Genomic DNA, 24,975 nt, shown 5'->3' with positions numbered 1-24,975 from the left:
GTGTGTGCTGACAAGCGGCACCGGCGCCCGGCCCCCGCCGCGAGCGCGCGAACGGGGGCCGGGCGCGTGCGCGGCGCCTAGATCTCCTTGAGCAGTCGCTCCATTGTCGCAATCTCGGCGCTCTGGCCGTCGATCACCTGCTGGGCCAGGGCCAGCACGTCGGGGTTCTCGCCGTCCTCGAGCACCGGCTCCGCCATGTCGATCGCGCCTCGGTGGTGCACGATCATGCCCGAGAGGAAGAGCCGCGCGGCCTCGGCCCCGCTCGCCTCGGCCAGCTCAGCCATGCTGTCCTCGGACATCATGCCGCCGTGATCCATGCCGCCGGACTCGCTGCGTGGCTCGACGCCCCAGTCCTCGAGCCAGCCGCGCATTGTTTCGATCTCTGGGCCCTGGGCCGCCGCGATCTGCTCGGCGAGCTCGACGACACGGCGGTCGATCCCGTCTTTCGCGAGCAGCGCGTCGGCCATCTCGATGGCCTGTTCGTGGTGGGGGATCATCATGGTCACGAACATCTCGTCGGCCGCATTGTGCGTCGCCGCTTCGGCCGAGGAGTCGCTTGACCCGGAGTTGTGGTCCATTCCTGCCATGCTGTCGGAGCCGCCGGTGGCGGAGCAGCCGGTGAGCAGCAGCGCGGAGAGCATCGCGGCGGAAGTTAGCAGACGTGTGGTGGATCGCATGGGAAAGTCCTTTCATCAGTGGGAGTGGGATCGCGCCAAAACTGGCGCGCCGAATGACGCGACCGGTCACGGGCGCGTCAGCTCGGAATCACGTCCGACTGATCGAGAGAACGATGAGCGACGGGGGCGGCGGGTGCGCGCACGGCGGGATCGGGATCGCGGCCGTGCGCCAGCTGATCCTCGCCCGCGTTCCGCCGACTGTGCGGCGCAGGAGCGGGAGGAGGAGCAGTACGGCGGTGAAGAGGGCGATGACACAGCCCATCATCCACATCGTGAGCGGGTGGAGGGGCTCCTCGATCCCGCCCCCGCTCGCGTTCCCGCACGCGGCGTCGCAGTCCGCTGCGCCGGCCACACCCGTCTCGGTGCCGATCCTGTCGTGCCCCGCCATGCTCGTCACGTGCGGTTCCGCGGTCGGCGAGGGGACTGCCACGGCGTGTCCAGCGTGCGCGCTGCTGGGAGTGAGCACGTGCATCGCGACGAGGCCGCCGATGATGAGGCCGAGTGCCAGGACGACGAATGGCAGCGAGCGCAGGCGAAGCGAGACTGCGAGCTGATGCACAGGAGCCCCCTTCGGATTGCGGATCACGGTCTGCGTGCGGTCGGTGCCATCATCGCAGCTCATTCCGCGCGAACCCCGAGAAGCTCGGACGCCGATCGGCGTCGAATGACAGCCGTGTAATTTCGAAGCTCATTTCGAGTTATCCACAAGGCTGTGCAGAATGTTCGGCACAAATGTACGAGTTATCCACCGTCTTCTGCACAGCCTGTGGGGAAAACTCGCCCGAACTCGCCCATGCGCGCCAGAGCCGGGTCGGGGGCAAACCGCGAAGCATACCCCCGAGGGGGTTACCCTTGACGCATGCAGTTGAATGACACGCGCGCCTGGAATCGCTTCTACGCTCCGGGTACCCCGGTGGATATCGAGCCGGTCACCGGATCCCTCGTCGACCTGCTCGACGAGCGCTGCGCGCAGTGGGCGGACCGCGACGCGATCAGCTTCTTCGGCCGCACCGTGACGTACCGCGAGCTCGGCGACCGGGTCGCCCGCGTGGCACAGGGCCTCGCCGACCTCGGGGTGCGCGCAGGCGACCGGGTCGCCCTCATCATGCCGAACGCGCCGCAGCACGTGATCGCGTTCTACGCGGTGCTGCGGCTCGGCGCCGTAGTCGTCGAGCACAACCCGCTCTACACGCGCGATGAGCTCGAAACACAGTTCCGCGACCACGGCGCCACCGTGGTGATCGCGTGGAACAAGGTGGTCGCAACCGTGCAGTCGCTGCCAGCCGAGCTGGGGATCGCCACGATCGTTGCCGTCGACGTGACGCGCGCGATGCCGCTCGCCACCCGCGCTGCGCTGCGCCTCCCCATCGCGAAGGCGCGCGCCTCGCGCGCGGCGCTCACCACGGATACCACGGGAACCGTGCCGTTCGCGCGACTCGAGCGCGCCACCCCGATCGCCGCGTCGCACCCGCGCCCCGTGCGCGACGACATCGCGTGCCTGCAGTACACCTCGGGGACCACGGGGGCCCCGAAGGGCGCGATGATCACGCACGGCAACCTGTGGGCGAACGCGCGCATGGGGGCGGCGTGGATGCCAGAGTTCACGCGCGGCGAGGGCTCCATCTACGGGCTGCTCCCCATGTTCCACTCCTTCGGGCTGCTGCTCTCGGTCATCTACTCGGTTGAGACGGGATCCCGCGCTGTCCTCTTCCCCACCTTCGATCCCGAGCTGGTTGCGCAGGCGGCGAAGCGATTCCCGCCAACGTTCATCCCCGCGGTGCCGCCGATGTTCGATCGGCTCGCGCGAGTGGCGCGCGACGGCAAGCTCGACCTCAGCCAGGTCGTCTACTCGATCTCGGGAGCGATGACCCTCACGCCCGCGATCGTGAAGCGGTGGGAGGATCTCGCGGGCAGCATGCTGAACGAGGGCTACGGGCTGACCGAGACGAGCCCCATCGCGCTCGCGAACCCGTTCACGATCGAGCGGCGCATCGGCGCGATCGGTATCCCGTTCCCCTCGACCGACATCCGCGTCGTCGATCCGGATGAGCCTGGCCGCCAGGTGGCGCAGGGCGAGGTCGGCGAGCTGCTGATCAGCGGCCCGCAGGTGTTCCTCGGCTACTGGAACCGGCCGGAGGAGACCGCGGCGACGCTCACCGAGGACGGCTGGCTGCGCACGGGCGACCTGGTGGTGCAGGACGAGGACGGTTTCGTGACCGTGGTCGACCGCAAGAAGGAACTCATCATCACGGGCGGCTTCAACGTGTCACCGAGCGAGGTGGAGCGCGTGGTGAACGGCCTGCCTGGCGTCGCCGAGTCCGCGGTGGTTGGCGTGCCGCGCGGCAGCGGGGCCGAGGTGGTGACCGCGGCCGTGGTGCTCGAGCCAGGCGCCGAGTTCGACGAGGGGGCCGCTCGCGCCGCGGCCCGCGAGCAGCTCGCCGAGTACAAGCGACCGAGCACCTACCTCGTGTGGGAGGAGCTCCCGAAGTCGCTCATCGGCAAGGTACTGCGCCGCCGAGTGCGGGACACGCTCATCGCTGATCGGCACGCCGTGCGCGCCGCAACCGAGGAGGAATAGCCGGCGGCCGCTGGCGCCAGTTCGGCGGTGGGCCGTCGCCTACTCAACCGGGAGGAGGCCGCGCTCGGCGAACACCTTCTTCGCCGCGAAGGTCGCGTTCAGGGCGCGGGGAAAGCCGCAGTAGACCGCAGAGTGCAGGAGCGCCTCGGTGATCTGCTGGGGCGTGAGGCCAACGTTCAGCGATGCATTGATGTGGACGTCGAGCTGGGCCTCGCAGCCCCCGAGCGCCGTCAGCATGCCGAGCGTGACGAGCTGCCGGTCGCGTGGCTCCAAGCCGGGACGCGCGTAGATCTCACCAAAGCCCCACGCGACGACCTGGTGGGCGAGCTCCGGTGAGATGTCACCGAGGGCGTCAATCACCTGTGTTCCCGCGCTTCCATCGATCGCTTCGAGCACCTGAGCGCCGTGCTCGAAGCGGTGCTGCCGTTCCGGTGTGTCAGCCATCAGTCGCTCCGTCCTCTCGATTCGTTTCTCGCGCGGCGAGCTCGCGCTGGTACACCGCGATCTTCGCGGAGAGCGCCTGTTCGTGGGCACGCAGCCGAGCGATTCGCGCGTGCAGGTCCGTCTGATGCGCCTCGAGCAGGCCCAGGCGGTCTGCTGTGGTCACGGAGCCCTGCTCCCGGAGGGTCGCGTACTCGCGCATCTGCGCGATCCCCATGCCGGTCTCACGCAGGCGCAACAGGAACTTCACCCAGTCAACGTCCGCGGGTGAGTACCGCCGCTGGTTCCCCGGGCTCCGGGAGATCGGCCGGATGAGCATGGCGCGCTCGTAGTAGCGCAGGGTGTGCGCCGTCACCCCGGTCGTCTCGCTCATCTGCGCGACCGTGAGCCCTGTCTCCTCTTCTGCCACAGCAGCAGGCTACAAGTTCGAGCGCGCTCTCAGTCAACCGGCCGCACGCGGCCTTCCGCCGCTACGCGCGGGACCGCGAGCCCCCAATCTTGCGCCCCGCGAAGAGCGCAGCGCCGCCAGCTGCGGCGAGGACTGCCGCGAGTGCTGCCCAGGCGATCGGCGACTCACCGCCGGTGGTCGCGAGCCCGTCGGTGCCGCCGGCTGGAGGCTGCGGCGTCGCCGGCTCACTCGGGTCCGTCGGCGTCACCGGTGGTTGGGGATCGACCGGTGCGCGCTCGACGATCGTGACCGTGGCGCTCGTGTCCTCGCCGAGGGTTGCGGTGCCACTCGGGTCGGCGAGCGACGCGGTGAGGGTCCGCGTGCCGGCCTCGCCGCGCGCGAGCGTCTGCACGGTGAACGTCTGATCAGCGGTCTCGCCGTCGGCCCAGGTCACCACGAACGACTCGGCAACGTAGTCGGTGCCGGGAATCGCGCTGCCATCGGCGGCCCGAGCGGCGGTGCCCCCGGTGAGCTGCACGGTCGCGGAGACCTCGCCCTCCGCCGAGCCGCTGCGCGACGCGGTGAGCGTTGCCGGCTTCCCCGCAGCAACCTCGACATCCTGGCCGAGCTCGAGCACCGATGACACCTGAGCCTGCACCACCTCAACCGCGCCGCGATCGGGGGCGCTGCCCTGCGGTCGCACGATCCCGCGCTGGTCGGAGGCGGTCGCCGCCGCGGGTGCCGCGGTGTCAACGAGTGCGGAGTCACTCGCGGGGAGGTGCGTGAGCAGCGCGCTCCCATCACGGTACGACTGGCCGCCGTTCTCGGCGAGCCCGCCGAGTCCCATCTCCGCTGCGGTCACCACGTCGGCGCCGAACGCTGCGCCGCTCGCGTCGGTCACGCTCGTGTGCGTTGCGACGGGCGCAGCCGCGTCCTCCACCGCGAGGGCGCGGAGACCGGTGTTCGTCTGGATCGCCGAGTTCTCGACGCGCATCGTGACGGTGTCATCGCCCATCCCATACTGGGTGACCCCCAGCCCGTGCATCGTGACCTCGCTGAGCCGGAGCTGGCCGCCCCCGGAGGACACGGAGACCGCAGCCTCAGCTGCGCCCTCCCCGCCCGGCGTTCCGGAGAACGTTGAGTTGGCGATCGTCACCGCTTCGGCGTCCGCGGTCCAGTCGCCGAACACGTTCGCAACGAGGTCGTTCGCCTCACGGCCGGAATTGTTCGCGAAGGTTGAGCCGCTGACCGCGACCGCTGGGACGCCAGCCGCCGCTGGTTCCGCTGCCGGTGCGGCTGCCTGGCCGGCCATTCTGGCCGGGAGCGCCGAGGTGAACCGCAGCTCGACGCCACCTGGGCCGTCGTCGGAGGCGATCTCAATGAACTGCGAGTCGGTGAGCTGCACGGCCGGCACGCTGAGCGGCTCGGCCGTTGACACGTTCGCGGTGATGGCCGGGGACCAGCCATCGTCCAGCCGACCGATTCGGGAGACGGTGCTGCGTTCGATCGTCAGGCCGAGCTGATCCGGCTGATCCCAGCGCGCGTATGCGTGGTAGTCGATCGCTGCGCCGAGCATGTCGGTGATGCTCGAGTCGACCACGGCGAGCCGGCCAGCGACCCCCTGCAGCGAGATCGCCGCTGGGGCGTCACCCGCCGAGCGATCCTGCGCTGGCTGGGAGATGCTCGTGTTCGCGACGAACACGTCGCCGTATGCCTGCCACAGTGAGATCACGGGTGAGGGCGCGGCCGGAACGTCAGGGTTCGGGAAGATGTTCTTCACATCGACTTCGTTCACGACGAGGAGGGGTTCCCCCGCCCCTGGGCGGCTTGCGGCCTGTTCGCCACGGCCGAGGACGCCGGGGATTGACACGAGCGAACCGTTCTGGACCGTGCTGCTCGTGTCGCTGTCGCTGAAGTTCACATGGTCGATCGTGATGCGCTGATTCTCCCCGAGGAATGCGTTCCAGACCGTCACCGCCCCCGTGGTGGCGCCCGTGATCGTGCTGTTGGTGAGCGCAAGCTCACCGAACAGGCGCTGGACGTCGACGACTGAGCTGTGCGTGCCGGGGACCGAGCCCTCGATCGTCAGCCCGTCAGCGTAGACGGAGCCGCTGTCCGCGCGCACCTGCGCCAGGCTCCCGAGATCGGTGAGCGTGAGGTCGCGGTAGACGAGCGGGACATCGCGCTGCGCGCTGCTCGTGACGAACACCGCCTCAAAGTAGCTGCCCTCGGCGTCGAGCTCCCCGTTCATCGTGAGCGAGGAGAGGCTCGCGGAGATCGGGGTGTCCCCGAGCAGACTGCCGTCGAGCAGGCTGCCGAAGTAGTCGGGAATCCACTCGGGATCGTCGAACGCTGGCGTGAGCGCGTTCGCCGGCGGGGTGGTGAGACGATGCTCGGGAGCCGGGTTCGTGAGCGTGATCTGCGACGTTCTGGCGTCGGCGCCGCAGAGACGAATCGACTCGGTGAGCGGGATCGTGTAGTCCGCGATCACGGTCATGCCAGCGGGGATCACCACACTGTCGACCCCGGGCTGCTCGTTCGCCTCCCAGACCGCACGATACAGCGAGCCGGGACCGGTGCCGGTCGCCTCCGTCACCGTGAAGACGGTGCCGACGGTGCAGTCGGCGTTCGGCACGGCTGGCGGCGGAAAATCGCTCGCCGCTGGCGCCGCGGCGACGCTCGGCTCCGCGGCGGCCGGAGCCGCCGATGAAAGTGCGAGGAGCGCGGCGAACCCGCCCACCCCAAGTGCCCGTAGCTTCGAACCCACGTCATCCCCCGATGCTGCGGTGCGCAGCGTGGGAGCAAAAGTCTCTGACGCGGTGGGGCCCCCTCGCCCACGCACGACATCAGCGAGCGTAATCGAGGCATGCTCGGCCGTCAATGAGGCGGCGGAGCGCGAGAGTGCGTCCCCGGGCTACGACGACGCGTGCGCGCTGAACGCGCGCGCCAGGAGCCGGTCGAGCGCGACGTAGACGTAGCCGACGCCGATGAGCGCGACCGAGAGCGCCAGGATCCAGAGCGCGACCCCGCCGGCCCCGTACACCGCCACGTTGAGGAACGGGTAGGGGTAGGTCTGGCCGGCAACGAACTCCCCGCCCAGCCCGCCGTAGACGAGCGCGTACGCGAGGTACGCGTAGGGGATGAGCGCCCACAGCAGCGGGTCGATCCAGCGCAGCCGTCCCTTCGGAACGAACAGCAGCCAGTCGAGGATCAGCAGGATCGGTGTGATGATGTGGATCAGGTTGTCCGTGAGCGAGAACGGCTCGTAGTCGCTGTCCTGCGTGAACGTCGCAGGCACCAGCACAATGAGGTAGACGAGGAACGTCACCGTGATCGCCATCATGATCGCGCCGCTCCAGCGCGCCGACGGGGTGGAGTGCCCGCGCGGTCCCGCCGCGGAGAGATCGCGGAGCGTGCGCACGATGAGCACCGCGACCCAGACGAGGCAGAGCAGGTTGCTCAGCACGGTATAGAACTTCAGCGACCCCCAGGTGGGATCCGCCGTGAAGATCCCGGTGATGCGCACCACGCCGGTCAGAATCACCGCGAACGCCACGACCCGGAACCCGAGCGCGAGGAGGCGGGAGGTGAGTGCCCCCTCGGCGATCGCGCCGAGTCGGTCGGTCGAGGGTGGCGCGGTAAGCTGGCTCATGGCTCTATTTGATCACGTGCGATGCGACTTTTCTGCCTGATCTGAGCGGCGTGTGCCGCGAAGGTGCGCGCGTCGGGGCCGCAGTAGACTGACGGAGACCAAGACGCGCACGCACTCGGGCGAGCACGCGAGCACATGGAGGTGGCGCACATGAAGCGAGGCCGCCTGGACCAGCGTACGATCGTCGCGGCAGTGCTCGAACTCGCGAGCGACGAACCGCAGGCGCGGATCACGTTCAAGCGGCTCGGGGAGGCGCTCGGCGTCGACGCGACGGCGATGTACCGCCACTTCCGCAACAAGGACGAGCTGACGCGCGCCGCGCTCGACCAGCTCGCTGCCACCGCGACGGCCGACGCGCGCGCGGCCGTCGGCGACTGGCGCGACCGCCTCGAGGCGTTCGCGACGCGCATGGCTGCGCTGAGCCTTGAGCACCCGGCAATCGGTGCCGAGTGGGCGATGGTGGATCCGGTGGGCCCGGGAGACGTCGCGTCAGACGAGTTCCTGCTCGAAATGCTCTCCGAGGCCGGCCTCGCCGGCGCCGACCTCATCACCGCCTACGCCGCGATCTCCGGTTTTACGCTCGCGCAGAGCGCCGCGCTCGCGCAGGAGGCGCTCGAGCGTGCGGAGAGCAGCCGCGACGGCACGATCCCGTGGATCAGCACCTTCGGCTCGGTCGATCTCGCGGACTTCCCGCACGTCAGCGAGCACCGGGACGCCCTGCTCGCGATCGACGGGATCACCGTGTATCGCGCGGGCATCACCGCGATTCTCGACTCGATCGCGCGCTCAGCCGCAGCCGCCAGGTAGCGACTGCGGCTGCGCATGCGGCCGTTGAGCGTGGGTGCTCAGTCGAAGATGTCACCGAGGAAGTCGAACGGGCTCTTCTTCTTGCGGTAGCGCGGGTCGCCGTAGCGTGGATCGCCGCCTCGGCTGTCGCGGCGGCGGTCGTCCTGCCGGTAGTCGCCGCCTCCGTACTGGCCGTGGCGGGGGTCAGCGGCGGGCTGCGTCGGTACCGGGTCGGCGTAGTGCTGCGGCGCGGCGTACTGCTGCGGGGCGGGCGGTGCGGGCTGCGTCGGCTGCGCCGGCGCCTGGGGCGTCGTGGCCTGCGGCGCGGTGAACGCTGCGGCCTCGGCCTGCGCGCGCTCGAGGATCTTGTCGAGCTCACCCCGGTCGAGCCAGATGCCGCGGCACTCTGGGCAGTAGTCGATCTCGATGCCCTGTCGCTCGCTCATGAGCAGGGTCGTTCCGTCGCTGGGGCAGTTCATGCTCCTCAGCGTAGGGGTGAAACCGCCGCTCACAGGCGTGTCCGGGCGGACTGGGGGCGGCTTCTCAGGCGGGGAGGGGGTGCGGGGTGCGTGGGGCCGCGCGCGCCCCGTGGCCTCGGCTACGCCCAGCCGACCACGAGCCGGGCCGCGTCCTGCGGGATCGTCGGATCGACCCCGGTGAGCGTCGCGAAACGGTGGAGCCGGTTGGTGAGGGTGTTCCGGTGGCAGAACAGCTCCGCGGCAGACTCGCCGATGCTGCCCGTGCGGAGATAGCTGCGCACCGCCTCCTCCAGTCGCGCGCGCTCGGCGGTGCCGCAGTCGGCGAGCGCGGAGTGGACGTCGGCGAGCGCTGGGGTGCCGCTGTCCGAGAGGCGCTGCGCCGCGATGCGCGCCCAGCCGCGCGTCCAGGTCATTGCGCCGTGCTCGGTGGACTGGATCGCGCGCGCAAGGTCACGCGCGGTGATCGCGGCCTGGCGCAGTTCGGGGAGGCCCTGTCGCGCCAGGGTGAGTCCGATGCGGAGCGAGGCGAGGTGGGTGTGGAGCTCGGCGAGCCGGGAGCCCGGGAGGACGTGCTGCGGGGTGAACACGACGAGTGCGTCGCCGAGGTGATGGGTGAATGCGGTGCCGCTCGCCCGCTCGAGTTCCGCAACCGCGACCCGGAGCGGGGCGACGTCGTCGCCGACCGCTGCGGCGACGATGAGCGCGGTGTCCTGGGGGAGCTGCAGCTCAGCGGCGATCGCGGTGAGCCGCTCCGGGGTGGGTTGGGGGTCCTGAAACACCGCGGCGATGAGCCCCTGGCGCACCGAGGCCGCCTCCTCGCGCATGCGCTGCGTCTCGGCCACGTAGGCGCGCTGGGTCTGTCCGGCGTACTCGTCGACCGTGCGCAGCACGATTCCGGTGTGCCGAACGATGAGCTCGGCATCGTCCGGGCTGGCGACTCGGGTGAGCGCCTCCCACAGCACCGTGAAGTCGTTGCGGATCGCGGTCATCAGCGAGGTGATGGGGACGCGGGCGCGGGCGCGGGAGACGCCGACGTCGCTGGCCACCGGGATCGTGTCGGTGAGGCCTCCCGAGCGGAGCCCGTCGATCAGCGCGATGAACGAGAGCGCGCCGGTTCGACGGATCTCGGAGCGCGGTACCGGGGGCGGGTCGTATCCGGGGACGGTGTGGATGAGCTCAACGAAGCTCGTGGTGAGCTCGTCGATGTCGAGCCGATCGAGGAGCTCGAGCCAGCGAGCGCGGTCGCCCGCGGTGGGGGTGTCGCTGAGTGAGCGCGGCGGATTCTCGGACATATTTCTCATGTTATGTGCATCTGCCCTGTTTGAGTGACCACATCGGCGGCAGAAGACGTGCGAGTCAGGGCGATTTACCTGCAATGCTCGTATGCAAGGCCCGCGCGTCCGCGCAGGCACGCCACCGCATTCGGATCCCGCATCCTCGACGGAGAGAGCAAATGAGCGAGACAACCCATACGGCGACGATCGAATATGACGCCACCCAAGAACTCAGTGTGAAGGACGCGAATAAGGTCGCGCTCGGTGCGCTGATCGGAACCGCCCTCGAGTGGTACGACTTCTTCCTGTTCAGCGCGGCAGCTGCGCTCGTGTTCAACGTGCAGTACTTCACGAGTGAGAACGCGACCGCCGCAGCGCTCGCCTCCTTCGCCACGTTCGGCGTCGGTCTCGCGGCGCGCCCCATCGGCGGCATCATCTTCGGCCGCATGGGTGACCGGGTGGGTCGCCGCAAGGTGCTGATGATCACGATCGTCGGCATCGGTCTCGTGACCGGCCTCATCGGCATGCTCCCGACCTACGCGGCCATTGGCATCGCCGCCCCGGTCCTGCTCGTGCTGCTGCGCGTGCTCCAGGGCTTGTTCGTTGGAGGCGAATGGTCCGGTGCGATGACCATCGTCGTCGAGAACGCTCCGCTGCACCTGCGCGCGAAGTACGCTGCGATCCCGCAGATTGGCTCTCCGATCGGCACCATTCTCTCCTCGGGTGGCTTCTTCGTGATGACGCTGCTGTTCTCGAAGGAGAACTTCGACGCCTGGGGATGGCGCATCCCGTTCCTCATTGCACTGCCGCTGCTGCTCGTCGCGATCTACATCCGATCGAAGCTCGAGGAGTCCCCCGTGTTCCGCCAGCTCGAGGAGTCGGGTGAGGTCGTCAAGAGCCCGGTACTCACCACGTTCCGCGACAGCTGGAAGCAGATCATCGTTGGCATGGCTGCCGCGCTGCTCGGCGTCGGCGGCTTCTACCTCGTGACCGCATTCTGCGTCTGGTACGGCGTGAACGTGCTCGGCTACGACTCCTCGCTGATGCTGCTCGGCAGCATGGTCGCCGCGGCTGCGGAGATCTTCGTCCTGATCTGGGGCGGCAACCTCGGCGCCAAGTACGGCGCGAGCCGCGTGATCTTGTGGGGCGGTGTCGCGTCCGCCATCGTCGCTGTGCCGTCGTTCCTGCTGCTCACCTCGGGCAACCCGGTGCTCGTGGTGATTGCGATGACGCTCGCGGTCTGCACCCTGTCGCTGCCGTACGCGGCCTCCGGAACCGTGCTCACCGGCCTCTTCCCAGCGAAGACCCGCTACACCGGTGTCGGCATGGCGCAGAACGTCGCCGGCATGCTCTCCGGCTTCATCCCGCTGCTCGCGACCGGCTTCGTCGCGGCGGCAAACGACCACTGGTGGCCCGCAGCAGCGATGCTCGTGTTCCTCTCGCTCTTCACCGCGGTCGCCGGCGTTGTCGCACCGCGACTCAGCGTGAAGCTGCCAGGGTTCAAGCACTAGACGGTGCGCGCGCCGGGCCTCTGCATCCGGCGCGCGCACCGCGTCTCTCACCACCCCACTTGACCAGAGCAAAGGATCAGCCCCGAATGTCACAGTCAGCCGGCCACCTCATCGTGCGGACCCTCGAAGCCCACGGCGTCGAACGCGTGTACGCCGTTCCAGGCGAGAGCTACCTCGACGTGCTCGATGGCCTCCACGATTCGGCGATCGAGACGGTGGTGTGCCGGCACGAGGGCGGGGCAGGGTTCATGGCGCTCGCCGAGGGGCGGCTGACCTCCCGCCCGGGGATCGCGATGGTGACGCGCGGGCCGGGGGCCGCAAACGCGATGATCGCGGTGCACACCGCCTGGCAGGATGCGACAGCCCTCGTGCTGTTCGTCGGCCTGGTTCCCGTCGCCGACCGGGAGCGCGACGCCTTCCAGGAGTTCTCGCTGACCGGCTGGTTCGGATCGACGGCGAAGCGCGTCCTCACGATCGACGACCCAGCTCGCGCCGGTGAGCTCGTCGACGAGGCGCTCCGCATCGCCGCGAGCGGTCGCCCTGGCCCCGTGGTGGTGGGGCTTCCCGAGGATCTCCTCATGGTGCACACCGACGCCGCGGTCCCCGCGCCCTCGCGTCCGGCGCGTCCCGCGCCAGCTCAGGATGAGCTCCGCGAGTTCGCGGAGCGTCTGACCGCCGCCCAGCGCCCCGCCTTTGTGCTCGGCGGGGATGGCTGGGAGCGCGGGGCCGGGGGAGCGCTCGCCGCGTTTGCCGAGGCCGCGGGGATCCCGGTGTTCTGCGATTGGCGCGCCTACGATGCCGTGCCGCACGACTCCGCAGCCTGGGCCGGGTGGCTCGGGTATGGCCGCGGCGATCAGATCCTTGCCGGGTACGCCGAGGCTGACCTGCTCGTGTTCGTTGGGTGCACCCGCGCCGACGTGCTCAGCGAGGGGTACACCGCCGGGCTCGACACCCCCACTGTGCTCGCCGTCGCCGACCCGAACGCGGCGACACACGCCGGCCGAATCGACCAGCACCTCGTCGCCACCCCCGAGACGTTCGTTGCCGGCCTGGCAGCGCTCGACCCCGGCACCGTTCGCGGAGACCGGGACCAGACGTGGCTGACCGAGCGCGCCGCCGCGCAGCGCGCGTACGCCGCGCACCGTCCGGACGCCACCGCCAACGGCCTCGCACCCGGCTCCCCGGAGGCCGCGGCGCTCGGCGTCGACCTCGGGGTTGCGTTCGGCCTCCTCGACGACCGGCTCGACGGCGACGCGACGCTGACCTTCGGCGCCGGAAACGCTACGATCTGGGCGCACCGCTTCGTGCGTCACCTGCGACCAGCGAGCCTCGTCGGCGCGCGCAACGGCGCCATGGGTCTCGCGGTGCCCGCGGCGGTCGCGGCCTCCCTTGCGCAGCCGGGCAAGCGAGCGGTAGCCGTGTGCGGTGACGGTGACTTCCTCATGAACGGGCAGGAGATCGCAACGGCCTTCGCGCACGGCGCGAGCCCGCTCGTCATCGTCGTCGACAACGGGGTGTACGGGACCATCGTGCAGCACCAGGAGCGTCACTACCCCGGCCGGCCATCGGGCACCGCGATGGCGAATCCCAACTTCGCAGACTGGATGCGCTCGTTTGGCGGGCACGGCGAGCACGTGACGCGCACGGATGAGTTCGCCGACGCGCTCGACCGCGCGCTCGCCGCAGCCGGACCAGCCCTGATCCACGTGGTCATCGACGCAACCGTGATGCCGCCGGCAACGAGCGAGGTGTGAAGAACCATGCAGCTTGACCTGATCCTGCAGGCACGAGAGATCCTCACCCTCGACCCGGAGCGGCCCACCGCGACCGCGGTCGGCGTGCTGGGGGGCCGCATCGTCGGATTCGATGAGGAGCTCGACGGCTTGGGTGCCGCCCAGGAGCTCGACTTCGGTGACGCCTGCGTCACGCCCGGGCTCATCGACGCGCACTGCCACACCGCGTGGTGGGGGCTGGGGCTCGACGCGATCGACCTCAGCGTGGTCCGCGGGCTCGACGAGCTGTACGCGCGGATCGCCGCGGAGGTCGCGCGGCTCGACGCCGCTGGCGACTCCACCGCGTGGGTGCACGGCACGGGGTTCAACCAGGGGCACCACGGCGGTGAGTTCCCGGACATCGCGCGCCTCGACGCGCTGACCGGCGAGCGCCCGCTGTACCTGCGGCACACCTCGGGGCACGCGTCGATCACGAACACGGCGACGCTGCGCCTCGTCGGCGCGCTTGAGCCGGGCTTCGAGAACCCGACGGGCGGCGTGGTGGTGCGCGATGCGGCCGGCGCCCCGACCGGGCTCGTCGAAGAGGCCGCGCAGGGGCTCGTGCAGGCGCTGCTCCTGCCGTACTCGACCGACCGGCTGGTCGCCGCGCTTGAGGCGGCGACCACGCGCTACGCGGCCGAGGGCATCACGAGCTTCTCGGAGGCGGGCGTTGGCGGCGGCTGGATCGGGCACAGCCCCGTCGAGGTCGCGGCCTACCAGCGGGCCGCCGAGCAGGGGCGACTGCACGCGCGTGCGCAGCTCATGCCGGCGATCGACGCGCTGCGTCCGATCACCGGGCACGCCGCAGACTTCGGGGGCGAGGGCGCCGGCGCCGGGCTCGACCTCGGCATCCGCTTCGGTTTCGGTGATGACCGCGTGAAATTCGGTCACGTCAAGGTGTTTCTCGACGGCTCGCTGCTCGGCGCGACCGCGGCGGTGACCGAGGACTACTGCGGGCACGAGCACAACACCGGGTACCTGCTCGACGAGCCCGCGGTGTATCGGGAGCGCGCGCTCGGCGCGTACCGTGCCGGCTGGCCGCTCGCCCTGCACGCCATCGGCGACGCAGCGATCGACCTCGCGCTCGATCTCATCGGCGAGGCGCAGGAGCGCTACGGCGTCCACGAGGTGCCCTGCCGCATCGAGCACTTCGGGATCGCGCGCCCCGACCAGGTGCAGCGCGCCGGCGAGCTCGGCGTCGCCGTGACCCCGCAGGCGGGCTTCATCGGTCCGATCGGTGATCAGATGGCGGATCGCGTCGGCCGGGAGCGCGAGCCATGGCTGTACCGCGGCCGCTCGGTGATCGACGCGGGCATCATCCTCGCGGGATCCTCCGATCTCCCCGTTGCGGACAACAACCTGCGCAGGGGAATGCAGTCGGCGGTCGATCGCATGACCGACAGCGGCGCGATCCTCGGCCCCGACGAGGCGATCACCCCGGAGGAGGCGCTGCGCACGCACACCGAGTGGGCGGCGCGGGCGACTGGGCAGCTCGCGCAGAAGGGCACGCTCACGCGCGGCAAGCTCGCAGACTTTGCGGTGTTCTCCGCGTCACCGCTCACCGCGCCGCGCATCTCGGAGCTCGACGTCGTTGCCACGCTCGTGGGCGGCACACTGAGCTACGACGGCCGGTAGCACGCGCCTCGCGCCGCCGACGCCCAGCTGTTTTTCACGAAAGGACCCCACCATGACCGAGCCGCTCAGCGCCCCGCACGACGCAGCATTTCTCACCGACTGGGCCACGCACGGCGCGTTCGGCGCGGTGCCGGGCACCGGCGGGGTGGACCGGCAGGCGGGCAGTGCGGCCGACGGCGAACAGCGCGCGTGGTTCGCGCGGCTGCTCGAGTCGCGCGGCTTCACCGTGCTGCGCGACGAAATCGGCAACCAGTTCGGGATCCTCGAGCTCGTCCCCGGCGCGCCGTACGTGCTCACCGGATCGCACATGGACTCGCAGCCGACGGCGGGGCGCTTCGACGGGGCGTACGGGGTGATGGCGTCGGCGTACGCCTGCTTCCGTGTCGCCGAGGAGCTGCGCGCGAACCCCGGCGGTGCCCGCTTCAACCTCGCGGTGGTGAACTGGTTCAACGAGGAGGGATCGCGGTTCAAGCCCTCCATGATGGGCAGCTCGGTGTTCACGGGCAAGCTGGGGCTCGCGGAGGCGCTCGCGACGCCGGATCCGCGCGGCACCACGGTTGCCGAGGCGATGGGCGGCCTGGGCGAGCTCGGCGATGGGCCGGTGTTCGGCGCTGGCAGCGGCCGCGAGGTGGCATCGTACGCGGAGATCCACGTGCAGCAGGGGCGCAGCATGGAGGAGGACGGAGTGACGATCGGCCTCGTGAACGCGACCTGGGCGGCGCACAAGTTCGAGTTCCGCGTGACGGGGGAGCAGGCGCACTCCGGCTCAACGCTCATGGCGGAGCGGCGCGACGCGCTGCTGGGTGCGGCCAGGCTCGTGGTGGCGGCGCGCGAGCTCGTCGATGAGTTCGCGCCCGGCCAGCTGCACACCGCGTGCGGCGAGCTGAACGTCTACCCGAACTCCCCGGTCGTGGTCGCGAGCGAGGTGGAGCTGCTGCTCGATCTCCGTTCCCCCGACGCCGAGGTGATCCGGCAGGCGCACGCCTCGCTCATGGCGACGGTGGCGCGCGTGCAGCGCGAGGATCGCGTGAGGATCGAGGTGATCGCCGAGCACGCCTGGGATCAGAACCCCTACCCCGAGACCGGGGTGGAGCTGGCGCGCGAGGTCGCCGAGCAGCTGGGGCTCACGCACGACCGCGTGATGACGGTGGCCGGGCACGATTCAACGAACATGAAGGACGAGGTGCCCACCGTCATGCTGTTCGTGCCGAGCGTGAACGGGGTGTCGCACAACCTCGCGGAGTTCACCCGTGACGAGGACCTGCTTGCGGGCCTCGCGCACCTCACCGGCGTGGTCGGGCGGCTGGCCGCTGGCGCGCTGGTCGAGGGCTAGGTCGCAGGCTCCGCCCAGCCGAACACGAGCGCCGGGTGCGTGACCCGCCACCAGAGATCGGGATCGGTGAGCGGCTCAGCGGTGACGACGGGGACCTCGTGCTCGCCCTCCGGGGCGGTCACGATGATGCTCCCCGCGACCTGACGCGCTGGCCCCCAGCCGACGGCGTCGAGCCGCACCTCGCGCTCGGCGTGCTCGCCCGCGACGAGCACTGTCGCCGCGCTGCCGTCGGCGATGAGCGGCACCGTCGTGCCGTCGATCAGCGTCGCGGTGCCGAGCTCCTCCTCCGGGTGCACCAGCTGCACCTGGCGGGTGGCGTCGCCCATGCCCGTGAGGAGTGTGCTCGTGTCGTGCGCGCGCTGCGGGCCGGAGTCGCGGCCGAGTACGGCCGCGACACGCACGACCTCCCGCTCGCCGGCTTCGGCCTCCTGCGCGGCGACGAGGTTGGATCCCGCGGCGCCGGAGGTGCCGGTTTTGAGCCCGATCACCCCGGGCAGCTTGGTGAGCAGCGGGTTCGTGTTCGTCACCTCACCGATGCCCCACGGCAGCTCAGCGCTCGGCATGCGAACGATCTCCGCGATCACGGGCTCCGCGAGGGCGAGCTTCGCGATCCGGACCACGTCTGCGGCTGCGGCAACGTTGTCCTCGTCCATGCCGGTCGGTTCGGCGAGCGAGAGCGACGTCACGCCGTGGCGTTCCGCCCAGTCGGACACGGCGCGGGAGAACTCCGCGCCCTCCCCGATGGTGTCCGCGGCGTACGCCGCCATGAAGTCGTTGGCGGAGGGGAGCAGCGCGAGCGTGAGCATCTGCCTGGTGGTCACCTCGGTGCCGACGGGGATCGGGAACGCGATGCCGTCGAGCGCCTGATACCCGCGAGTGCGCGCGGCGTCGGCGGCGGTCCACACGTGCACAGGACCGGGTTCGCCGGCGGCGAGCGGCTCCCGTTCGAGCCCGACGAGCACCGTGACGAGCTTGGAAATGCTCGCGATGGGGCGTGGGGTGTCGTCGTTGCTCCACACCTCCTCGCTTCCCGCCCAGCCGATCGCAGCTGGCCCGCGCTGGTTATCGATCGCCGATTGCGCTCGCTCGGCGAGCTCGTCGGCCACGGCCGCTGCAGCGAGGTTCGCCGGGTCCGCCTCCGCGCTCGTCGCCAACTGCAGCTGGGGATCCGGGAGCGGGGTGAGCGCGCACGCCGCCGTGTACCCGCCGGCCAGGAGGATCACGGTTGCACTCGCGATGAGCCCGGTGCGGAGTCCGCGCCGCCGAGCGCCGGATCGGCGCCGCCCGCGGGGCTGCAGTGCCGTGTCGCTCCCGCTGCTCATCCCCTCAGCCTAGCCGCGGAACGCCGCATGATTGCACAGGCTGGGGCGCGCAGCATGTGCCAGGATCCCGCACTGCTCGCGCGGAATGCCTGGCAGGATGGCCGTACCGCGCGCGCCACCGCTGCGCGCTGCACCCACCGAAGGAGCTCTCTCATGACCGCGCTGATCGCAGGCTACGCACGAACCCCGTTTGCTCGCTTCACCGGCCAGCTCGCCGCGCAGCCCGCAACCGTGCTCGGCGCGCACGCCGTGACAGCCGCGCTCGCGCGCGCCGGGGTGTCCCCCGAGCAGGTCGACGCGCTCGTCGCCGGTCAGGTGCTGCAGGCCGGCGCCGGGCAGAACCCCGCGCGCCAGACCGCGGTCGGTGCCGGGATCCCGCTCACGGTGCCGGCGATCACGCTGAACGCGGTGTGCCTGTCCGGCGCTGAAGCGGTGTCGCAGGCGGTGCGCCTGATCACCGCGGGTGAGGCGGAGATCGTTGTCGCGGTCGGCCAGGAGTCCATGTCGCTCGCGCCACACGTGATGCCGCTCCGCGCGGGCACGAAGTACGGCTCGGCGCAGCTCGTCGACACCGTCGAGCGCGATGGCCTCTCGGACGCGTTCGATCAGGTTGCGATGGGTGCGCTCACCGAGCAGGGCAATGCGCCGCTGGCCCTCACCCGTGAGGAGCAGGACGCGTTCGCCGCCGCCTCGCACCAGCGCGCTGCGGCGTCAGCCGAGTTCCTCGCCGCGGAGATCGCGCCGTTCACGGTCACCTCGCGCCGCGGCGACACGGTGGTGTCGGCGGACGACGGCGTGCGCGCGGACACCACCGCCGAGGGCCTTGCCGGGCTGCGCGCCGCGTTCGCGAAGGACGGCACGATCACCGCGGGCAACGCCTCGCAGATCACGGATGGCGCCGCGGCGCTCGTGATCGTCAGTGCGGCAGCGGCCGAGCGCCTGGGCCTCGCGCCCATCGCGCGGGTGGAGGCCACGGCGTTCGTCGCCGGCCCGGACACGCACCTGCACTCGCAGCCGTCCCGCGCGATCGCTGCGGCGCTCGCCAAGCTCGACGGGGTGGCGGCGAGCGACCTCGCCGCCGTCGAGATCAACGAGGCGTTCGCCGCGGTGGGCATTCAGTCCACCCGCGAGCTCGGCATCGACCCCGCGATCGTGAACCAGCACGGTGGGGCGATCGCGCTCGGCCACCCCATCGGCGCTTCGGGGGCGCGCATCGTCGGCACGCTCGCGCGCCAGCTCGCGGCGGCTGGTCCCGGCGCGCTGGGCGCGATCGGGATCTGCGGCGGCGGCGGCCAGGGCTCCGCGGTGGTCCTCCGGGCTCTCTAGCCCCGCCCGCCCCTTCCCGCCCCCACGCGACCCCCTCCGGATCGGGGTCACTCGGGCAGGGTGTCGCGAGCGTCTGCAGCGCGACACCCTGCCCGAGTGACCCCGATCCGGGGGTGCCGAGGGGTCCGGGTGGGCCGGTGGGCGCGGGCTACTCGGCGACCGCCGCCATCACCGCCGCGGCGACGGCCGGCGCGACGCGCGGGTCGAGGGCGCTCGGCACGATCCGGTCAGGGGCGAGGTCCGGCACCGCGAGCTCCGCGATCGCCCGCGCGGCGGCGAGCTTCATCTCGAGCGTGATCCGGCGCGCGCCGGCGTCGAGCGCGCCGCGGAAAATCCCCGGGAACGCGAGCACGTTGTTGATCTGGTTCGGGAAGTCGCTGCGCCCCGTCGCGATCACGGCCGCGTACTTCGCGGCAACCGCCGGCAGGATCTCCGGATCGGGGTTCGAGAGCGCCAGAATGATCGCGTCATCAGCCATTCCCGCCGCGTGCTCCTCCGGGAGCTGCGACGAGGACACCCCGACGAACACGTCGGCTCCGACCAGCGCCTCGCGCGTGCCGCCAGCGATCCCGCGCGGGTTGGTGCGCGCGGCGAGGTCACGCTTCACGCCGGTGAGGTCGCTGCGGTCGGGGTGCAGCGCGCCCTTCGAGTCGATGACGATCACGTCGGCGATCCCGGTGGCGAGCAGGATCTCCGCGACCGCGACGCCCGCTGATCCGGATCCGGAGATCACGACGCGAAGCCCCGTGAGCTCCTTGCCGACGACTCGGCTGCCGCCGAGCAGCGCGGCGAGGACGACCACGGCGGTGCCGTGCTGATCATCGTGCATCACCGGCATGTCGAGCGCCTCGATGAGGCGGCGTTCGAGCTCAAAGCAGCGCGGCGCGGACACGTCCTCCAGATTCACCGCGCCGAAGCTCGGCGCGATCCGCACAAGCGTCTCGACGATCTCGTCGGTGTCGGTGGTGTTGAGCACGATCGGGATCGAGTTGAGATCCGCGAACGTTTTGAACAGCGCCGACTTGCCCTCCATGACCGGGAGCGACGCGCACGCGCCGATGTCGCCGAGGCCGAGTACCGCCGTGCCGTCGGACACGACGGCGACGAGGCGCGACGCCCAGGTGTGCGTCTCGGCGAGTGCTGGATCGGCGGCGATACCGCGGCTGACCTGCGCGACGCCCGGGGTGTACGCGATCGAGAGGTCGCGCGTCGTCTCGATGGGGCGCGCGACGCCGACGGACAGTTTGCCGCCCTCGTGCGCGGCGAAGATCTCTTCCTCGGTGATGGGAACCGCGCTCGGGGGAGCGGCCTGCCTGGGCGCCGGCGCGGTGGTGTGCTGGGTACTTGACACGGTCGATCTCACTCTCAGTTGGGTGCCCCGACGTCGCCCGTCTCGGTGACTGCTGCGGGAGACGCGACGCTGCGGTGCGGCGGCGCCTGGACGGGCGCGACACCGGGGCGGCGGGTGCGTGATGGCCGTGGAGCCACATGGCGGCGAACGCGGCCGCCGATTCGGGGCGCGGTTCCCTGCTCAGAGCGCGCGCGGCGGGGGTGGGGCCGCGTGCTGCGCCGGATCGCGGACGCTCGCCGGCCGGCACTCTGAACTTTCGCTATTGTCCAGAGGCTGGCGCGCGAAAGTCAAGCATTTCCGCACTGCGGGCATTCCGGGGCCCTGCGTGCGCTGCGAGCGCTGCGAGCGCTGCGGGGTCACTCCGGCAGGGTGTCGCGCGTCTGGGGAGCCCGACACCCTGCCGAAGTGACCCCGATCCATGGGGCCGATCCCTGGGAGTTGGGGCCGGCGGGCCGGCGGGCGGGGGCGGGCGGGTCAGCGGGCCGCGCGCAGCGCGCGGAGCTCCTCCTCAATCGCCACGGCCGCGCGCCGGAGCTCCACCGCCGCGGCCGTCGGATCGACCTCGTGCGCCGCGCCGGCCCCATCGCGCGGCAGCACGACCGAGAGCGCCGCGATGACGGTGCCTGCGTCCCTGAGCGGGACGGCGACGCCCGTCGANGGGGCCGGCGGGCCGGCGGGGGGGGGCGGGCGGGTCAGCGGGCCGCGCGCAGCGCGCGGAGCTCCTCCTCAATCGCCACGGCCGCGCGCCGGAGCTCCACCGCCGCGGCCGTCGGATCGACCTCGTGCGCCGCGCCGGCCCCATCGCGCGGCAGCACGACCGAGAGCGCCGCGATGACGGTGCCTGCGTCCCTGAGCGGGACGGCGACGCCCGTCGATACCCCCTCGACCGAGCCGGGGGCGATCACGACACCCGAGCGCCGGATCGCCGTGAGCTCGCGGCGCAACTGCGCGGGATCGGTGAGGGTGCCTGGCCCGAGCCTGCGGAGTGGACCAGCGAGCACGCGATCCCGCACCGCCGGTTCCGCGTGCGCGAGCAGCACGAGGCCGGCGGAGGACGCGTGCAGGGGCAGCCGGCCGGCGATGCTGGCGATGTTGGCCCCGGCGGCCGGGTGCGAGAGCCGCTCGATGAACAACACCTCGTCGCGCTCGAGCACCGCGAGCTGGGTGTGCTGCCTGACGCGCGACTGCACCGCCTCCATGTGCGGCAGTGCGGCCTGCCGCAGCCGGAGCGCGGTGGAACCGCGGAGCGCGAGCTCCCAGAGGCGCATCCCCAGGCGGTAGCGGTGCTCCTCGTCGCGCTCGAGGAGTCCGTTCGCCGCCAGGTCGTCGGCGAGGCGGTGCGCGGTCGACGACGGCAGCCCAGCCGCGCGGCCGATCTCGCTGGCCGTCTGCACGGTGCGCTCGGCCGAGAACGTCTCGAGCACGCGCACCACGCGGCCGAGCACCGAATCGCCGCTCGGGGAGTTTGCCATGGGCCAAGCATGCCACGGGGTACGCTCAGTACTCATGCACGACGAGGACGACGCGGTGACCGGGAGCGGCGTGCTCGACCGTGCCCTGCAGGTGCTCGGCTGCTTCTCCGAGGATGAGCCCGAGCACACCGCGGCCGAGCTCGCGGCCCGCACCGGACTCGCGCCGTCGACACTGCACCGCCTGCTCGGCACGCTGCTCGGCCACGGTCTGATCGTGCGAATGCCGGGGCACCGCTATGCCGTTGGCTCGCGGCTCTGGGAGCTCGGCGAGCTCTCGCCGCTGTCGCTCCGCCTCCGTGAGCGCGCGATCCCGCACCTCATGCGCCTGTACGAGGCGACCGGGGAGAACGTGCACCTCGGGGTGCTCGACGGTGAGCCAGAGCGCGCGAGCGTGCTGTACGTCGGCCGCGTCACCGGGCACCGCTCGATCCCGACGGTGAGCCGCGCCGGCGGCCGGGGTCCGCTGCACACGACCGGCGTCGGCAAAGCGCTCCTCGCCGGCTGCGATGAAGGCTGGCTCGCACGCTACTTCACCACGCCGCGCGAACGCGAGACGGTGCACTCACTGGTCGCCGAGGGGCCGATCCGCGACGATCTCGCCCAGGCGCGCGCACGCGGCTACGCCCGAACGCGCGAGGAGATGACGCTCGGCAACATCTCGATCGCGGCCGCCCTGCCGCGCGTGCCCGGGCTGCCGCCAGCCGCCGTCGGTGTCGTCGTGCACCTCGACCGCGCCGATGAGCTCCTCCTCGCGCGGCTCGTTCGCCAGACCGCCAAGGAGATCCATGCCGAGGTGCGTGAGGCGTAGCCGGCGCACGGCTTCCAGGCGCTATTCCCACTGAGTGGGAGTGATCGGCGCAGGGCTCCGGCCCCGCTGGCACCCTGGGGTGATCGGACGTTCCTCACAGGAGAGTGCACATGACCGCCCACAGTCAGGCCGCCCAAGCGGCCGCCCCAGAGTCGCTGCTCGCGGCGCCGGATCAGGCGTCGCAGACCCAGATCACCGCAGAGATCGGCGAGCTGCACGACGCGTATGCTCGCCGCGTCGCCGCCGGCGAGGCGCTGCCGCGCACCATGCTCGACTTTCCGCCCTACCGCTCGAGCCTCCTGCGGCACCCGACGAAGGACACGCGACTCGTCGACCCCGAGACGATCGAGCTGTGGTCGCCGGCCTACGGCCAGCGCGACGTCGCCGCGATCGAGTCTGACCTCACGCTGCAGCACACCGGCGAGCCGCAGGGCGAGCGCATCACCGTGACCGGCCGCCTCCTCGACTCGTGGGGTCGTCCGCTGCGCAACCAGCTCATCGAGGTGTGGCAGGCGAACGCCGCCGGACGCTACATTCATCAGCGCGATCAGCACCCGGCGCCCCTCGACCCGAACTTCACCGGCGCCGGCCGCGCGATCACCGACGACTCGGGCAGCTACACGTTCACGACGATCAAGCCGGGACCATACCCGTGGAAGAACCACGTCAACGCCTGGCGCCCCGCGCACATTCACTTCTCGGTGTTCGGCAGCTCGTTCACGCAGCGCCTCATCACGCAGATGTACTTCCCCGGCGATCCGCTGTTTCCGCTCGATCCGATCTACAACTCGATCCGTGACCAGCGTGATCGGGATCGCCTGATCGGCGTGTACGACCACGAGCAGACCGTGCCCGAGTTCTCGATGGGCTATCGCTTCGACATCGTGGTGGACGGCGCAGCCGCCACCTGGTTCGAGCCAGAGGAGGGGGAGCACTGATGAGCACCGCAGCTGAGCGCGCACCGCGCGCGGGCCGGGCCGCTGAGGCCCCGGCGAAGACACACGAGCCGACCCCCGGGCAGACCGTCGGGCCCTTCTTCGCGTTCGGCCTCGACTCGGTCAAGAAGCACGAGGTCGCGTTCCCGCACTCGCCAGGCGCGATCGTGCTGGGCGGCGTGATCCGGGACGGGGAGGGGAACCCGATCCCCGACGCGGTGATTGAGATCTTCGCCGCCGACTCCGACGGCTCGGTGCCGCGCGCACGCGGCAGTTTCCGCCGCGACGACCACACCTTCACCGGCTTCGGCCGCGCGTTCACCACCGACGAGGGGCGCTACGAGTTCTGGACACGCAACCCGGGTTCCGTCTCCGGCGAGGCGCCGTTCTTCGCGGCCGTCGTGTTCGCGCGCGGCCTCCCCGACAAGCTGCACACGCGGATCTATCTGCCGGAGGACGCGGCGGCGCTCGCGGCGGATCCGCTGCTGGCATCGCTCTCAGCCGAGGAGCGGAGTACGCTCGTGGCAACGCGAACGCCCGCGGGGCACCTGACCCACGACATCCGTCTGCAGGGCGAGAAGGAGACCGTCTTCATTGCCTACTGACGCTGGTGCGAGTGAGGCGGCCGAGGGTGCGCGCGGCGCGGTGCCCGCTCCTGGCTTCGACGTCGGGCTGCTCACCCCGGTGGCCGCCGGGGTCGCGGAGGAGCTGAGCGACGCGGCGATCGCCGGCGCGCTCGTCGCCGCCGAGGTGGGGCTTGCCCGCGCCTGGGCGACGGTCGGCGCCGCGCCAGAGGCCGCGGTCGCCGAGATTTCCGACGCGCTCGGCTGGCGCGGAGCTGGCGCGCCGTGCGCGTGGGGCGGGCTGCCGCTCGCCGAGCTGGTCACCGGTGCGGTCGCGGGCGGCAACCCGGTGATCCCGCTCGTCGGGATCCTGCGTGCCGGGGTGGCTGCAGAGGCGCGCCCGTGGGTGCACCGCGGCGCCACCAGCCAGGACATCCTCGACTCGGCGCTCATGCTGAGCGCGCGCGCAGCCGGTGAACTGATCGGCGCCGACCTGCGCCGCTGCGAGGCGAGCCTCACCGACTTCGCCCGCGAGCACCGCGACCTCCCGGCCGCGGCACGCACGCTCACCCAGCACGCGGTCCCCACCACGCTGGGGCTCCGCGCGAGTGGCTGGCTCCGCGGGGTGTCGCGCGCGGCAGACCGGCTCGCCGCCGCGGTCGCGCAGCTGCC

The 24,975-nt window shown here is 71.3% G+C and carries 23 protein-coding genes; 11 read left to right on the top strand and 12 right to left on the bottom strand.

Features of this window, described 5'->3' with window-relative positions; translation table 11 throughout:
* Window positions 1-77: 77 nt before the first annotated feature.
* Window positions 78-677 carry a DUF305 domain-containing protein gene (locus EGM46_RS06615; RefSeq protein ID WP_125099370.1) on the bottom strand — a complete coding sequence of 200 codons (600 nt, stop codon included), beginning with the start codon at window positions 675-677 and terminating at the stop codon, window positions 78-80.
* Between the two features lie 88 nt (window positions 678-765).
* Window positions 766-1,236, bottom strand: a complete 471-nt coding sequence (locus EGM46_RS06610; RefSeq protein WP_125099369.1) for a DUF6153 family protein — start codon at window positions 1,234-1,236, stop codon at window positions 766-768.
* 300 nt (window positions 1,237-1,536) lie between these two features.
* Between EGM46_RS06610 and EGM46_RS06605 the strand changes: the two genes are divergently transcribed.
* Window positions 1,537-3,255: a long-chain-fatty-acid--CoA ligase gene (locus EGM46_RS06605; RefSeq protein ID WP_125099368.1), complete on the top strand. Its 1,719-nt coding sequence runs from the start codon at window positions 1,537-1,539 to the stop codon at window positions 3,253-3,255.
* Window positions 3,256-3,294: 39 nt separating this feature from the next.
* Here EGM46_RS06605 and EGM46_RS06600 read toward each other — a convergent pair whose 3' ends face one another.
* The 4 genes from EGM46_RS06600 to EGM46_RS06585 all read right to left on the bottom strand — a co-directional run bounded on the left by EGM46_RS06600 (window position 3,295) and on the right by EGM46_RS06585 (window position 7,736).
* On the bottom strand, window positions 3,295-3,699 hold the full coding sequence (locus EGM46_RS06600; protein ID WP_125099367.1) for a carboxymuconolactone decarboxylase family protein: 405 nt from the start codon (window positions 3,697-3,699) through the stop codon (window positions 3,295-3,297).
* Complete coding sequence (locus tag EGM46_RS06595; protein WP_241156219.1) at window positions 3,692-4,105, bottom strand: MerR family transcriptional regulator; 414 nt, start codon at window positions 4,103-4,105, stop codon at window positions 3,692-3,694. Before EGM46_RS06595 ends, EGM46_RS06600 begins: the two co-directional genes overlap by 8 nt.
* 61 nt (window positions 4,106-4,166) lie before the next feature.
* Window positions 4,167-6,851, bottom strand: a complete 2,685-nt coding sequence (locus EGM46_RS06590; RefSeq protein WP_125099366.1) for a choice-of-anchor Q domain-containing protein — start codon at window positions 6,849-6,851, stop codon at window positions 4,167-4,169.
* Window positions 6,852-6,998: 147 nt separating this feature from the next.
* Window positions 6,999-7,736 carry a Pr6Pr family membrane protein gene (locus tag EGM46_RS06585; RefSeq protein WP_206427520.1) on the bottom strand — a complete coding sequence of 246 codons (738 nt, stop codon included), beginning with the start codon at window positions 7,734-7,736 and terminating at the stop codon, window positions 6,999-7,001.
* Window positions 7,737-7,886: 150 nt separating this feature from the next.
* Between EGM46_RS06585 and EGM46_RS06580 the strand changes: the two genes are divergently transcribed.
* A complete protein-coding gene (locus tag EGM46_RS06580; protein WP_125099365.1) occupies window positions 7,887-8,543 on the top strand; it encodes a TetR/AcrR family transcriptional regulator in 657 nt (218 codons plus the stop codon).
* A gap of 38 nt (window positions 8,544-8,581) precedes the next feature.
* Here EGM46_RS06580 and EGM46_RS06575 read toward each other — a convergent pair whose 3' ends face one another.
* Window positions 8,582-9,001, bottom strand: coding sequence for a zf-TFIIB domain-containing protein (locus EGM46_RS06575; protein WP_125099364.1), 420 nt, complete (start codon window positions 8,999-9,001; stop codon window positions 8,582-8,584).
* Between the two features lie 119 nt (window positions 9,002-9,120).
* Window positions 9,121-10,293, bottom strand: coding sequence for a PucR family transcriptional regulator (locus tag EGM46_RS06570; protein ID WP_125099363.1), 1,173 nt, complete (start codon window positions 10,291-10,293; stop codon window positions 9,121-9,123).
* A 161-nt stretch (window positions 10,294-10,454) separates the two neighbouring features.
* Here EGM46_RS06570 and EGM46_RS06565 point away from each other — a divergent pair, with 161 nt between their 5' ends.
* The 4 genes from EGM46_RS06565 (at window position 10,455) to EGM46_RS06550 (ending at window position 16,526) form a co-directional block, all read left to right on the top strand.
* Window positions 10,455-11,786 carry an MFS transporter gene (locus EGM46_RS06565; protein ID WP_125099362.1) on the top strand — a complete coding sequence of 444 codons (1,332 nt, stop codon included), beginning with the start codon at window positions 10,455-10,457 and terminating at the stop codon, window positions 11,784-11,786.
* A gap of 86 nt (window positions 11,787-11,872) precedes the next feature.
* The gene (locus EGM46_RS06560) at window positions 11,873-13,540 is read left to right on the top strand and encodes a thiamine pyrophosphate-dependent enzyme (RefSeq protein WP_125099361.1); all 1,668 of its coding nucleotides are present in this window, start codon (window positions 11,873-11,875) and stop codon (window positions 13,538-13,540) included.
* Between the two features lie 6 nt (window positions 13,541-13,546).
* Window positions 13,547-15,193, top strand: a complete 1,647-nt coding sequence (locus EGM46_RS06555) for an amidohydrolase (protein ID WP_125099360.1) — start codon at window positions 13,547-13,549, stop codon at window positions 15,191-15,193.
* Window positions 15,194-15,245: 52 nt separating this feature from the next.
* On the top strand, window positions 15,246-16,526 hold the full coding sequence (locus tag EGM46_RS06550) for a M20 family metallo-hydrolase (protein WP_125099359.1): 1,281 nt from the start codon (window positions 15,246-15,248) through the stop codon (window positions 16,524-16,526).
* Here the strand turns inward: EGM46_RS06550 and EGM46_RS06545 are convergent.
* On the bottom strand, window positions 16,523-17,848 hold the full coding sequence (locus EGM46_RS06545; protein WP_125099358.1) for a D-alanyl-D-alanine carboxypeptidase family protein: 1,326 nt from the start codon (window positions 17,846-17,848) through the stop codon (window positions 16,523-16,525). The genes EGM46_RS06550 and EGM46_RS06545 overlap by 4 nt on opposite strands.
* A 153-nt stretch (window positions 17,849-18,001) precedes the next feature.
* On the opposite strand from EGM46_RS06545, the gene EGM46_RS06540 reads away from it, so the two are divergent.
* Complete coding sequence (locus tag EGM46_RS06540) at window positions 18,002-19,174, top strand: acetyl-CoA C-acyltransferase (RefSeq protein WP_125099357.1); 1,173 nt, start codon at window positions 18,002-18,004, stop codon at window positions 19,172-19,174.
* A gap of 148 nt (window positions 19,175-19,322) precedes the next feature.
* Here EGM46_RS06540 and EGM46_RS06535 read toward each other — a convergent pair whose 3' ends face one another.
* From EGM46_RS06535 to EGM46_RS06525, 3 genes are all read right to left on the bottom strand, one after another.
* A complete protein-coding gene (locus EGM46_RS06535; protein WP_125099356.1) occupies window positions 19,323-20,525 on the bottom strand; it encodes an NAD(P)-dependent malic enzyme in 1,203 nt (400 codons plus the stop codon).
* A gap of 474 nt (window positions 20,526-20,999) precedes the next feature.
* Window positions 21,000-21,122, bottom strand: a complete 123-nt coding sequence (locus EGM46_RS15105; protein ID WP_277425215.1) for a hypothetical protein — start codon at window positions 21,120-21,122, stop codon at window positions 21,000-21,002.
* Between the two features lie 95 nt (window positions 21,123-21,217).
* Window positions 21,218-21,997 (bottom strand): IclR family transcriptional regulator, encoded by a 780-nt coding sequence (locus tag EGM46_RS06525; RefSeq protein ID WP_125099355.1) that lies wholly within the window; start codon window positions 21,995-21,997, stop codon window positions 21,218-21,220.
* 34 nt (window positions 21,998-22,031) lie between these two features.
* Here EGM46_RS06525 and EGM46_RS06520 point away from each other — a divergent pair, with 34 nt between their 5' ends.
* The 4 genes from EGM46_RS06520 to EGM46_RS06505 all read left to right on the top strand — a co-directional run.
* Window positions 22,032-22,805, top strand: a complete 774-nt coding sequence (locus EGM46_RS06520) for an IclR family transcriptional regulator (protein WP_164512827.1) — start codon at window positions 22,032-22,034, stop codon at window positions 22,803-22,805.
* Window positions 22,806-22,915: 110 nt separating this feature from the next.
* The gene (pcaH, locus tag EGM46_RS06515) at window positions 22,916-23,743 is read left to right on the top strand and encodes a protocatechuate 3,4-dioxygenase subunit beta (protein WP_125099353.1); all 828 of its coding nucleotides are present in this window, start codon (window positions 22,916-22,918) and stop codon (window positions 23,741-23,743) included.
* The gene (gene pcaG / locus EGM46_RS06510; protein WP_125099352.1) at window positions 23,743-24,345 is read left to right on the top strand and encodes a protocatechuate 3,4-dioxygenase subunit alpha; all 603 of its coding nucleotides are present in this window, start codon (window positions 23,743-23,745) and stop codon (window positions 24,343-24,345) included. The genes pcaH and pcaG overlap by 1 nt, the downstream gene beginning before the upstream one ends.
* On the top strand, window positions 24,335-24,975 hold a 641-nt coding region (locus EGM46_RS06505; protein WP_241156218.1), incomplete at its 3' end, for a lyase family protein. The genes pcaG and EGM46_RS06505, both read left to right, overlap by 11 nt.

The sequence above is a fragment of the Leucobacter chromiireducens genome (assembly GCF_003917135.1).
GTDB classification, from domain to species: domain Bacteria; phylum Actinomycetota; class Actinomycetes; order Actinomycetales; family Microbacteriaceae; genus Leucobacter; species Leucobacter chromiireducens_A.
The sequence above is the reverse complement of the archived record's forward strand: the minus strand, read 5'-3'. Positions and strand labels throughout refer to the sequence as shown.

What these genes read in the sequence shown, in the direction of transcription:
- EGM46_RS06600 (WP_125099367.1), bottom strand. Translation starts at nt 3,699, where the DNA reads ATGGCTGACACACCGGAACGGCAGCACCGCTTCGAGCACGGCGCTCAG.
- pcaG (WP_125099352.1), top strand. Translation starts at nt 23,743, where the DNA reads ATGAGCACCGCAGCTGAGCGCGCACCGCGCGCGGGCCGGGCCGCTGAG.
- EGM46_RS06575 (WP_125099364.1), bottom strand. Translation starts at nt 9,001, where the DNA reads ATGAACTGCCCCAGCGACGGAACGACCCTGCTCATGAGCGAGCGACAG.
- EGM46_RS06540 (WP_125099357.1), top strand. Translation starts at nt 18,002, where the DNA reads ATGACCGCGCTGATCGCAGGCTACGCACGAACCCCGTTTGCTCGCTTC.
- EGM46_RS06605 (WP_125099368.1), top strand. Translation starts at nt 1,537, where the DNA reads ATGCAGTTGAATGACACGCGCGCCTGGAATCGCTTCTACGCTCCGGGT.
- EGM46_RS06570 (WP_125099363.1), bottom strand. Translation starts at nt 10,293, where the DNA reads ATGTCCGAGAATCCGCCGCGCTCACTCAGCGACACCCCCACCGCGGGC.
- EGM46_RS06525 (WP_125099355.1), bottom strand. Translation starts at nt 21,997, where the DNA reads ATGGCAAACTCCCCGAGCGGCGATTCGGTGCTCGGCCGCGTGGTGCGC.
- EGM46_RS06580 (WP_125099365.1), top strand. Translation starts at nt 7,887, where the DNA reads ATGAAGCGAGGCCGCCTGGACCAGCGTACGATCGTCGCGGCAGTGCTC.
- EGM46_RS06565 (WP_125099362.1), top strand. Translation starts at nt 10,455, where the DNA reads ATGAGCGAGACAACCCATACGGCGACGATCGAATATGACGCCACCCAA.
- EGM46_RS06550 (WP_125099359.1), top strand. Translation starts at nt 15,246, where the DNA reads ATGACCGAGCCGCTCAGCGCCCCGCACGACGCAGCATTTCTCACCGAC.
- EGM46_RS06560 (WP_125099361.1), top strand. Translation starts at nt 11,873, where the DNA reads ATGTCACAGTCAGCCGGCCACCTCATCGTGCGGACCCTCGAAGCCCAC.
- EGM46_RS06555 (WP_125099360.1), top strand. Translation starts at nt 13,547, where the DNA reads ATGCAGCTTGACCTGATCCTGCAGGCACGAGAGATCCTCACCCTCGAC.
- EGM46_RS06585 (WP_206427520.1), bottom strand. Translation starts at nt 7,736, where the DNA reads ATGAGCCAGCTTACCGCGCCACCCTCGACCGACCGACTCGGCGCGATC.
- EGM46_RS06520 (WP_164512827.1), top strand. Translation starts at nt 22,032, where the DNA reads ATGCACGACGAGGACGACGCGGTGACCGGGAGCGGCGTGCTCGACCGT.
- EGM46_RS06615 (WP_125099370.1), bottom strand. Translation starts at nt 677, where the DNA reads ATGCGATCCACCACACGTCTGCTAACTTCCGCCGCGATGCTCTCCGCG.
- EGM46_RS06545 (WP_125099358.1), bottom strand. Translation starts at nt 17,848, where the DNA reads ATGAGCAGCGGGAGCGACACGGCACTGCAGCCCCGCGGGCGGCGCCGA.
- pcaH (WP_125099353.1), top strand. Translation starts at nt 22,916, where the DNA reads ATGACCGCCCACAGTCAGGCCGCCCAAGCGGCCGCCCCAGAGTCGCTG.